Raw genomic sequence first — 10,882 nt, 5'->3', positions numbered from 1 at the left:
GTCGTCGTGGCGCCGCTGCTCCCGGACGACAGCGAGGTCGATATCGACGAGAGCGACCTCCGCATCGACACCTATCGCGCGAGCGGCGCCGGCGGCCAGCACGTCAACAAGACCGACAGCGCCGTTCGCCTCACGCACCTGCCGACCGGGATCGTCGTGCAGTGCCAGAACGAGCGCTCACAGACCTCGAACAAGGCCACGGCGATGCGGATTCTCAAGTCGCGGCTCGCCGAGCTCCAGGAAGAGCATCGCGAGGAGGAAATCGCACGAGAGCGCGGCGCGACGCAGGACATCGGCTTCGGAAGTCAAATCCGCAGCTACGTGCTGCATCCGTACCAGATGGTCAAGGACCTGCGTACCGAGGTCGAGACCGGCAACACCACGGCGGTCCTGGACGGCGACATCGACGACTTCGTCGAGGCCGAGATCCGCTGGAAGCAGCAGGGCGACCAGTAGAAACCGGGTCACCGGTCCCGTAAGGACCCTGGGATTTTAGTCCCACACCGTACGCGTGGGTAGACTCCGCTCCCGTGATCCGCCTGGACCGAGTAACGAAGCTCTACCCGTCGAGCGCCAGACCCGCTCTCGACGACGTCAGCCTCAATGTGGACAAGGGCGAGTTCGTCTTCCTGATCGGCCCGTCCGGCTCCGGCAAGTCGACGTTCCTGAGACTCCTGCTCAAGGAGGAGAACCCGACCCGCGGCCGGGTGCAGGTCGCCGGCAAGGACCTGGGGCGGCTGTCCAGATGGAAGGTCCCGGCGCTGCGCCGCACGATCGGCTGCGTCTTCCAGGACTTCCGGCTGCTGGAGAAGAAGTCGGTGGCCGACAACGTCGGCTTCGCCCTCGAGGTCATCGGCAAGCCCGCGCACACCATCCGCAAGGTGGTGCCGGAGGTGCTGGAGCTGGTCGGCCTCGACGGCAAGGCCCACCGGCTGCCCGGCGAGCTGTCCGGCGGTGAGCAGCAGCGGGTGGCGATCGCCCGCGCGTTCGTGAACCGGCCGCTGGTGCTGCTGGCCGACGAGCCGACCGGAAACCTCGACCCCGACACCAGCCAGGACATCATGCTGCTGCTCGAGCGCATCAACCGGACCGGGACCACGGTCCTCATGGCCACCCACGACAACAACATCGTGGACTCGATGCGCCGGCGGGTGATCGAGCTGGACCTGGGCCGGCTGGTCCGCGACCAGGCCCGGGGCGTCTACGGGGTGGGTCGCTGACATGCGCCTGAACTTCGTCTTCACCGAGGTGGCCACCGGCCTCCGGCGGAACCTGACCATGACGATCGCGATGATCATGACGACCGCGATCTCGCTCGCGTTCTTCGGCGCCGGCCTGCTGGTCGCCAACCAGATCGGCGACATGAAGTCGCTCTACCTCGACAAGCTCGAGGTCTCGGTCTACCTGCAGGACACCGCGACCGCGGCCCAGCGCGAGTCGATCACCAGCCAGCTGGACTCCTCGCCGGAGATCGCCAGCTACCAGTACCTGGACAAGGCCGCGGCGTTCGCCCGCTTCAAGAAGCTGTTCAAGGGCAACCCGCAGCTGCTGGATCAGGCGACCCAGGAAGACCTGCCGGCGACGTACCTGGTCAAGATGAAGGACCCGGAGCGCTACACGGTCCTGGCCCAGCAGTTCCCGAACGGCAAGAACGGGGTCGACCAGGTCCAGGGGCAGAGCCAGGTCCTGGACCGGATCTTCTCGCTGTTCAACGGCGTCCGGAACGCGGCCATCGCGCTGGCGTTGCTGCAGGCCCTGGCCGCGTTGTTGCTGATCTCCAACACGATCCAGGTGGCGGCGTTCAACAGACGGGTGGAGACCGGCATCATGCGGCTGGTCGGCGCCTCCCGCTGGTACACGCAGCTGCCGTTCGTGCTGGAGGCGGCGCTCGCGGGCCTGGCCGGTGCGGTGCTGGCGCTCGGCGGCCTGGTCGCGGCGAAGTTCCTGTTCGTCGACAAGACCCTGGCCGAACCCATCCGGTCCGGCATCGTGCCACCGATCGACCTCGGCACCATCCTGGCCATCAGCCCGTACGTGGCCGGCGTCGGCGTGGTCCTCGCCAGCGTGGCCGCGTATGTCACGTTGCGCCTGTACGTACGGTTGTAGGTATGGCACAGCAGTCCTCCAACCGGGAGCCCGGCGACCGCAAGGTCATCGCCTCCAACCGCAAGGCCCGCCACGACTACTCCGTCGTGGACACGTTCGAGGCCGGCGTGGTGCTGATGGGCACCGAGGTGAAGGCCTTGCGGCAGGGCCGGGCCTCGCTGGTGGACGGCTTCGCCACCATCGACGACGGCGAGGTCTGGCTGCAGGGCGTCCACATCGCGGAGTACGCGCAGGGCACCTGGACCAATCACGCCCCGCGCCGCAAGCGCAAGCTGCTGCTGCACAAGGCCGAGATCGAGCGGCTGGAGATGCGGACGAAGGAGAGCGGGCTGACCCTGGTCCCGCTCCAGCTCTACTTCTCCGGCAGCCACGTCAAGGTCGAGCTCGCGCTGGCCAAGGGCAAGCGGTCCTACGACAAGCGGCAGGATCTGGCCACCCGGGACGCGAACCGGGAGATCGCCCGGGAGATGGGCCGCCGGATCAAGGGCCGGGTCTGAGCAGGTTGTGCGGAGCGTCCCCGGCGGCCACGATTCGCGCATGACCGGTGGGGGCGGGGTCGACGCGGGACCGGTGGCACAGCATCGGCTGGAGCACCTCGTCCGCTCCAGCCCCGCGGTCGTCTACTGCCTGGAGCCCGCGCCGCCGTACCGGCTGACGTTCGTGAGCGGGAACGTCGCCCGGCTCCTCGGTTGCAGCGCGGCGCAGCTGCTGGCCGACCCGGCGCCGCTGGGCGGCCGGCTGCACCCCGAGGACGTCGAGCGGTTCACGGCGGCGCTGGCGGACCTGCCGGTCACCGGCCAGGCGGTCACCGAGCACCGGCTGCGCGCTCCGGACGGCGGCTGGAGCTGGGTCCGGGACGAGCAGGTCCTCGCCCGGGACGACGCCGGGCGGCCGGTGGAGATCGTCGGTTGGCTGCTGGACGTCACCGGCCGCCGCCGTACGGAGGAGCGGGCCGAGCGGCTCCAGCAGCTCACCGAGCAGCTGGCCGCGGCGCTGAGCCCGGAGCAGGTCGCCGGCAGCGCGCTGCTGCCGGCGCTGTCGGTGCTCGGGGCGCGGGGGCTGGCGCTGCTGCTGCGGGAGCCCGGCGCGGACCCGGCCATGCTCACGGTCGTCGGCGCCGCCGGCTACCCGGCCGAGATCGTCCAGCACTGGCGCCGGCTGCCGCTGGACGACGTCACCCCCGGCGGCGTCGCCGTGCTCACCGGGGCGCCGGTCTATCTCGGCTCGTGGGAGGAGGCGCACGCCCGCTTCCCGGCCATGTTCCAGGCGCCCGGCTCGTCCCGCCAGCGGGCCTGGGCGGCGCTGCCGCTGCGCTCGGGCGGGCAGGTGATCGGCGCGCTGGCGATCGGGTTCAGCACCGCCCGCGGCATCGCCCCGGACGAGCGCGGGTTCCTGGAGACGGTCGCCACGCAGTGCGCGCTGGCGGTGGAGCGGTCCCGGCTGTACGGCACGGCGGCCACCGAGCGCGAACGGCTGACCGCCGCCGGCGAGCGGCTCGGCCGGCTCCAGCAGGTGACGGCCGGCTTGGCCGAGGCGCTGACCGTGGAGCAGGTGGCCGCGGTGATGGTCCGCGGCGGCCTGTCGGTCGCCGGCTGCCGGTCGGCCTGGATCGGCGTACTGAACGACCCCGGGACCGAGCTGGTCGCGCTGGCCGCGTCGTTCCCGGTGGAGCCCGACGGGCCGGCCGCCCGGATCCCGCTCGACGCGGCCTCTCCCCGGGCCGAGGTGACGCGGACCGGCCAGCCGGTCTGGCTGCCTTCGACCGCGGACGCGCTGGCCCAGTACCCCGGGCTGAAGGCGATCGGCATCGCCGACGGTGCGCTCGGCGTCGTGCCGCTGGTCTCGCACGGCCGGCCGATCGGCGCGATGATGCTCAGCTTCGCCGTCGAAGGCGCCTTCGACGCCCACGAGCGCGCGTTGATCATCACGCTGGCCGAGCAGTGCGCGCAGGCGCTGGAACGGGCCCGGCTGCACGAGCGGGCGCACGACGTCGCGCTGGCGCTGCAGCAGAGCATGCTGCCCACCGCCCTGCCGGAGGTGCCGGGACTGGAGCTGACCGCCCGCTACCACCCGGCGATCGAGTCCCTCGAGGTCGGTGGCGACTGGTACGACGTGGTCGCGCTGCCCGGCGGCCGGGTCGGCCTGACCGTCGGCGACGTGGTCGGCCGCGGTCTCGGTGCCGCGACCACGATGGGCCAGCTGCGCAGCGCCCTGGCCGCGCTGGCGCTGTCCGAGGAGTCGCCGGCCCGGACCCTGGACGGCCTGGAGCGCTTCGCCCGCCAGGTCGAGGGCGCCCGCCTGGCCACGGTCGCGTACGGGGTGCTGGACCCGGTCGGCGGCTCCTTCCGGTACGCCTGCGCCGGCCACCCGCCGCCGCTGGTGATCGATCCGGACGGGACCGCGACGTACCTGGAGGACGGCCGGTCACCGCTGCTGTGCGCGCTGCCGCCCGGGGCGACCGGGCCGCGGGGCGAGGCGACGGTGCTGCTGGAGCCGGGCGCGCGGCTGCTGATGTACTCCGACGGGCTGGTGGAGCGCCGCCGGGAGCAGCTGGACGTCGGGCTGGCCCGGCTGGCCGAGCAGTCCGTCGCCGTCGGCGACGGGCCCGGGTGGTCCGACGAGCTGGTCCGGCGGATGCTCCTGGGCGCCGGCGACGACGACGTGGCGCTGCTCGGCGTGACGTACGCGCCGGTGCTCCGGATCCGGCGGGCGGCCCGGCCGGAGCTGCTGTCCGGCATGCGCCGGGAGCTGCGGGCCTGGCTGACCGCGGTCGGCGTCGAGGGGGAGACGGTCTCCGACGTGCTGCTGGCCTGCGGCGAGGCGGTCGCGAACGCGGTCGAGCACGGGTTCCACGACGGATCCGGGGCCGCGGGCGAACTGGTGCTGGAACTCCGGCTGGGCGCCGGGCGGGAGCTGACGATCCGGGTCACCGACACCGGGAACTGGCGGCAGGTGCCGGCTCCGGGCGACCGGGGCCGGGGGCTGCCGCTGATGAAGGCCGTGATGGACGAGGTCGAGGTCGAGTCCGGGAAGGGCGGGACCGTGGTGAGCATGCGACGGCGGTCGGCATGACGGGCGCGCCGGAGGAACTGGCCCGGGTCGCGGCCGAGCGGCACGGCGAGACCGTGCTGGCCCGGCTGTCCGGGGAGATCGACCTGTCCAACGCGGCCGCGGTCGAGGACCTGCTCACCCACGGGGTCGGCGGGGCGACCGCGGTGGCCGTCGACCTGTCCGGGCTGAGCTACCTGGACAGCGCCGGGCTCGCGCTGCTGTCCCGGCTCTCCGGTCGGCTGGCCGGGCGGTCCGGGCAGCTGCGGCTGGTCGTGCCGCCGGACGCGGTGGTCGGGCGGACGCTGTCGATCTCCGGGTTGCCGGCCGCGATCCCGGTGGACGAGACCGTCGAGGCGGCGCTGGCCGCGCTGGACCGCCGCTCGTGACGGCGACCGCCTCGGCGGACGCCGCGGTACCCGGCTTCTGGCGGGCGCTCGGGCTGCCCGGCCTGGTCGACGTGCACGTGCACTTCCTGCCGCCGCGGGTGCTGGCCGCGGTCTGGGCGTTCTTCGATCAGGCCGAGGAACACTACGGCCGGGCCTGGCCGATCCTCTACAAGGGCACCGACGACGAGCGGCTGGCGCGGCTGCGGGGCTTCGGGGTGCGCGCGTTCACCGGCCTGGCGTACCCGCACAAGCCCGGGATGGCCCGCTTCCTCAACGACTGGACGCTGGAGCTGGCCGGGCGCACGCCGGACCTGGTCCCCTCGGCCACCTTCTTCCCCGAGCCGGCCGCGGGCGCGTACGTCCGGGCCGCCCTCGAGGCCGGCGCCCGGGTCTTCAAGGCCCACCTCCAGGTCGGCGGGTACGACCCGAACGACCCGCTGCTCGACCCGGTCTGGGGTGCGCTGGCCGAGGCCGGCACGCCCGCGGTGGTGCACTGCGGCGACGGTCCCCGGCCGGGCCCGCACACCGGGGTCGAGCCGATGGAGCGGGTGCTGACCCGGCATCCCGGGCTGGTGCTGGTCGTGGCGCACGCCGGCATGCCGGACTACCTCGGGTTCGCCGCGCTGGCCGACCGGCACCCGCGGGTGCACCTGGACACCACGATGCTCGGCACCGCGTTCACCCGGGACATGGCGCCGGTGCCGGCGGAGCTGCCGGCCCGGCTGGCCGACCTGGGCGACCGGGTGGTGCTGGGGACCGACTTCCCGAACATCCCGTACCCGTACCTGACCCAGCTGGAGGCGCTGGCCGAACTGGGCCTGGGGGAGGACTGGCTGCGCCGTGTCTGCTGGTCCAACGGGGTGCACCTGCTCGGCCTGAACCCGGACGGAACCGTCAGCACCCCTGGCTAGTCTGCCTGGTATGCGCACTGTGCCCGTTCTGCTCGCGGCGGTCGCGCTCGCGGTCCTGCCCGCGCTGCCGGCGGCCGCGGACGACGGCGAGCGGATCACGACCTACGACGTGCAGCTCGCCGCGCAGCCGGACGGCTCGCTGCAGGTCCAGGAGTCGATCACGTACGTGTTCGGCGGCGAGCCGAAGCACGGCATCGAGCGCGAGATCGACACCCAGCAGCCGTACGACGGCAGCCACAACCGGCGCTACCCCGTCTCGGACGTGCAGGTCGGCTCGGAGGACGCGCCGGACCAGGTGCAGGTGCTCGGCGGCGGCTCGACGACCACGCTGCGCGTCGGCGACCCGGACCGGACGATCACCGGGGAGCATTCGTACCGGATCTCGTACACGGTGGCCGCGGCGACGACCCGGTTCGACGACCACGACGAGCTCTACTGGAACGCGGTCGGCCCGGACTGGCCGGTCCCGGTCGACGCGATCACCGTCCGGGTCACCGGCCCGCAGGTCACGAAGGCGACCTGCTTCGCCGGCCCGCCCGGCAGCTCCGCCGGCTGCCCGTCGGCACAGGCGAGCGGGACGAGCGCGAGCTACCGCGGCGGCCCGCTGCCGGCCGGCAACGTGTTCACCGTGGTCGCCGCGTTCCCGCGCGGGACCGTCGCCAACGCGCAGCCGATCCTGACCGGCCGGACGACCGTGGGCCGGTTCTTCGCCGGCAACCCGGTCGGCGTCCTGGTGCCGGCCCTGGTCTTCCTCGGCGGGCCGCTGTTCCTGCTGGTCCGGGGCGTACGGCGGAAGAGGGCGCAGGAGGCGCCGGCCCTGGCGTACCGGTCGCAGTACCAGCCCGAGCCGCCGCCCGGGGTCCGGCCGCTGCTGGCCAACACGCTGCTGACCGGTGACGTCAAGACCGTGGACCCGGTCGCGGTGCTGCTGGACCTCTCCGCCCGCGGCTACCTGTCGATCATGCCGCTGTCCGAGCGGGACTGGCGGCTGGTCGCGAGCCGCGGCCCGGACGGCTCGCTGCGGCCGGAGGAGCTGGAGGTGCTGCAGGCGGCGTTCGCCCGTGGCCCGGACACGACGCTGGCCGCGGCCGCCCGGGCGCTGACCCGCACCCGTGGCCGGCTGCGCACGATCGCCCGGCAGGCGGTGGTCGAGCAGGGCTGGTACCGGTCGGCCCCCGGCGGAGGACGGGCCGGGCTGGTCGGGCTCGGGGTGCTGATGATGGTCCTGTCGTTCCCGGTGACGTTCGTGCTCGGCTTCGTGCTGCACGCGGCGCTGGCCGGCCCGGCCTTGTTCGCCGGCGGGATCCTGCTGATCGCGCACGCGCTGACCAAGCCGTCGCGGCGGACGGCCCAGGGCGAGGTGGCCCGGTCCCGGCTGATGGCGTTCAAGCAGACCCTGGCCCGGATCGATCCGACCCGGCTCCCGCCCGAGCAGCGGGAGGGCGCCCTGGCCGGCCTCCTGCCGTACGCGGTGGCCCTCGGGCTGGCGCCGCAGCTCGCGTCGGCCTTCCTGGCCGCCGGGGTGGTCGCGGGCGGGTACGCGTACACGTCCAACCCGATGTGGTGGTCGACGTTCGCCGGGGACGCGACCCGGGCGACCAGCCCGTCCTCGTCCTCCTCGGGCGGGGGCAGCGGGTTCTCCGGCGGATCGGCCGGAGGCGGCGGGGGCGGGGGAGGCGGCGGCAGCTGGTGAGCCGTGATCGCCGCCACCGCGCGGTCCCCAGCCGCTGGTGGTAAGACCGACGGGTGGACAGGGACAGCGCGGTCGGCCGCGCGCCGGCCGGGCCGATCCGGGTCCCGGCGCGGTGACGGCGCAGGAGCGCGCCGCCCCTTCTTCCTCCTCCGCCGAGGAGGAGTACGTCCCGGATCCTCGCCGCTGGCGCGCGCTCGCGGTCGTCCTCGTGGCCGGCTTCATGGTGCTGCTGGACGTGAGCATCGTGAACGTCGCGCTGCCCAGCATCGCCGCCGGCCTGCACGCCGGGGACAGCTCCCTGCAGTGGGTCGTCAGCGGGTACGCGCTGGCCTTCGGCCTGGTCCTCGTCGCCGGCGGCCGGATCGGCGACGCCCGCGGCCGGCGCCCCACGCTGGTGCTCGGCCTGGCCGTCTTCACCCTGGCCAGCGCCGCCTGCGGGGCCGCGACGAGCCCGCTCATGCTGGTCGTCGCGCGGCTCGTGCAGGGCCTCGGCGGCGGCCTGGTCACCCCGCAGAACTCCGGGCTGATCCAGAGCCTGTTCCGGGGCCAGGAGCGCGGCCGCGCGTTCGGCCTGTTCGGCTCGGTGGTCGGCATCAGCACCGCGATCGGCCCGCTGGTCGGCGGGCTGCTCATCCAGCTCGGCGGCGCCGCCCACGGCTGGCGCTGGATCTTCCTGGTCAACGTGCCGATCGGGATCCTGGCGATCGTGCTCGCCTTCCGTACGGTGCCGCACGTCCACCACGAGAAGGGCGAGCGGACCGACTACGACCCGGTCGGCGCGGTGCTGCTGGGCGTCGCGACCGTGCTGGTGCTGCTGCCGTTCGTGGAGGGCCGGACCTGGTCCGGCGGTCTGAAGTGGACACTGCTGCTGCCGGCGGCGCTGCTCGGCTACCTGTTCGTCCGGTGGGAGAAGACCTACCGGCGGCGTGGCCGGCAGCCGATGGTGAACCTGGAGCTGTTCGGGCGGCGGTCGTACACGTACGGGACGCTGCTGGGGATGGCGTACTTCGCCGGGTTCACCGGCGTGTTCTTCATCTACTCGCAGTTCCTGCAGGACGGGATCGGCTACAGCGCGCTCAAGGCCGGGCTGGCCTCGATGCCGTGGGCGATCGGCGCCGCGCTGTCGGCGGTGCTCGGCGGCCGGGTGGTCTTCCGGTTCGGGCGGGCGCTGGTCGCGGCCGGGCTGGTGCTGGTGATCCTCGGCCTGCTCGGGGCCTGGATCGCGATCGGCCTGGTCGACGGCGGCGCGGTCGGCTGGGCCGTGGCCGGGCCGTTCTTCGTGGCCGGCGTCGGCAACGGCATCGTGATCTCGCCCAACCAGTCGCTGACCCTCTCCGAGGTGCCGCCGAAGCAGGGCGGCGCGGCCGGCGGGGTGCTGCAGACCGGGCAGCGGATCGGGTCCGCGGCCGGGATCGCCGCCGTCGGCAGTCTGTTCTACTCGCAGCTGCCGGACTTCCCGGACGCCGTCCGGACCGGCTTCCTGGTCATCACCGGGTTCGTCGCGGTGGCGCTGGCGATCGCGATCGCCGACCTGGTCACCAACCGGAAGCACTAATTCGCGCGCATCGGTCCTTTACCGTTGCTTGGTATGGACACCCTGACGCTGCGGGCGCTGACCCCGGCCGACGTGCCGGCGCTCACCCGGCTGTACGCGCAGATGGAGGCCGTCGACCAGACCGGCGAGAACTACGACGAGGCCGACGTCGCCGAGGAGCTCGCCGACCCCGCGCTCGACCTCGGCCGGGACACACTGGCCGCGGTCGCGCCGGACGGCACGCTCGTCGGCTGGGCCGCCGCCCGCGGCTCGGGCACCGTCATCGACGTCGACCGGGTCCGGCTCGAGGGCGGCGTACTCCCGTCCCGGCGCGGCGAGGGCATCGGCCGCCGGCTGCTCGAATGGTCCGCACAGCGCGGCACGTCGTTGCACGAGGAGCGCCACCCGGACGTGCCGGGCGAGTTCGGCATCTGGGTGTCGGAGAAGGTCCCATCGCTGGCGGCGCTGGTCCGCGCGGCCGGTTTCGAGCCGATCCGCTTCTGGTACGGCATGAAGCGGGACCTCGAATCCCTCCCGCCCGTCCCGCCGGTGCCTGCCGGGCTGCGGGTCTCGCTGTGGACACCGGAGCTGGACGACGCGGTCCGGCGCGCGCACGGTCAGGCGTTCGCCGACCACTGGGGCTCGGTGCCGCCGGACGAGCAGCGCTGGGGCCAGTGGTTCACCGGCAGCCAGGGATTCCGCCCGTCGATCAGCTGGGTGGTCCTCGACGGCGAACAGATCGCGGCGTACGTCCTCTCGTACTTCTTCGAGGCCGACGCGGCGGCGACCGGCGTGCGGGAGGCGTACATCGGCCAGATCGGGACGCAGCGGGCGTGGCGCCGGCGCGGGTTGGGCGCGTTGTTGCTGGCCACGGCCCTGGCCCGGTTCACGGAGGAGGGCTATCAGCGGGCGTCGCTCACCGTCGACACCAGCAACCCGACCGGCGCCCTCGGCCTGTACGAGCGGGCCGGGTTCGCGGTCGACGACAAGTCGGTGACCTGGGCCCGGCCGGTGGGGTGATCTCCGCGCCGGCGGCAGGTAGACTCGGTGGTCTACACACCCAGGGGGTGAAAGGTTTCGACTTCGGACGTCGAGACAGGGGAAGCGGGCCGAGGAAGGCAACGATGATCTCGTTAATCCACCCGTTGCAAACTACAAGCGCCAACATCAGTTCGCGCTCTGAGGTCGCCCTCGCCGCTTA

General features: G+C 73.3%; 10 protein-coding genes. All 10 read left to right on the top strand.

Annotated elements, in window-relative coordinates:
* Positions 1-456, top strand: a 456-nt coding sequence (locus tag VGP36_21560; GenBank protein HEV7657297.1) for a peptide chain release factor-like protein, incomplete at its 5' end; no start/stop codon positions are given.
* Positions 457-530: 74 nt separating this feature from the next.
* Entirely contained in the window at positions 531-1,220 is a 690-nt protein-coding gene (gene ftsE / locus VGP36_21555) for a cell division ATP-binding protein FtsE (protein HEV7657296.1), read from the top strand.
* 1 nt (position 1,221) lies between these two features.
* Complete coding sequence (gene ftsX / locus VGP36_21550) at positions 1,222-2,106, top strand: permease-like cell division protein FtsX (GenBank protein ID HEV7657295.1); 885 nt, start codon at positions 1,222-1,224, stop codon at positions 2,104-2,106.
* A gap of 2 nt (positions 2,107-2,108) precedes the next feature.
* A complete protein-coding gene (gene smpB, locus VGP36_21545) occupies positions 2,109-2,603 on the top strand; it encodes an SsrA-binding protein SmpB (GenBank protein HEV7657294.1) in 495 nt (164 codons plus the stop codon).
* 40 nt (positions 2,604-2,643) lie between these two features.
* Positions 2,644-5,178 (top strand): SpoIIE family protein phosphatase, encoded by a 2,535-nt coding sequence (locus tag VGP36_21540; protein ID HEV7657293.1) that lies wholly within the window; start codon positions 2,644-2,646, stop codon positions 5,176-5,178.
* Positions 5,175-5,543, top strand: coding sequence for an anti-sigma factor antagonist (locus tag VGP36_21535; GenBank protein ID HEV7657292.1), 369 nt, complete (start codon positions 5,175-5,177; stop codon positions 5,541-5,543). The genes VGP36_21540 and VGP36_21535 overlap by 4 nt, the downstream gene beginning before the upstream one ends.
* Positions 5,540-6,454, top strand: a complete 915-nt coding sequence (locus tag VGP36_21530; GenBank protein HEV7657291.1) for an amidohydrolase family protein — start codon at positions 5,540-5,542, stop codon at positions 6,452-6,454. The genes VGP36_21535 and VGP36_21530 overlap by 4 nt, the downstream gene beginning before the upstream one ends.
* Before the next feature lie 10 nt (positions 6,455-6,464).
* Positions 6,465-8,147 carry a DUF2207 domain-containing protein gene (locus VGP36_21525; protein HEV7657290.1) on the top strand — a complete coding sequence of 561 codons (1,683 nt, stop codon included), beginning with the start codon at positions 6,465-6,467 and terminating at the stop codon, positions 8,145-8,147.
* Between the two features lie 112 nt (positions 8,148-8,259).
* Complete coding sequence (locus VGP36_21520; GenBank protein ID HEV7657289.1) at positions 8,260-9,702, top strand: MFS transporter; 1,443 nt, start codon at positions 8,260-8,262, stop codon at positions 9,700-9,702.
* Between the two features lie 33 nt (positions 9,703-9,735).
* Entirely contained in the window at positions 9,736-10,701 is a 966-nt protein-coding gene (locus VGP36_21515; GenBank protein ID HEV7657288.1) for a GNAT family N-acetyltransferase, read from the top strand.
* Positions 10,702-10,882: the final 181 nt, after the last annotated feature.

This window comes from Mycobacteriales bacterium (assembly GCA_035995165.1).
GTDB lineage: Bacteria > Actinomycetota > Actinomycetes > Mycobacteriales > CADCTP01 > CADCTP01.
Note: the sequence above shows the minus strand (reverse complement) of the source record. Positions and strands in the feature narration are given on the sequence as shown.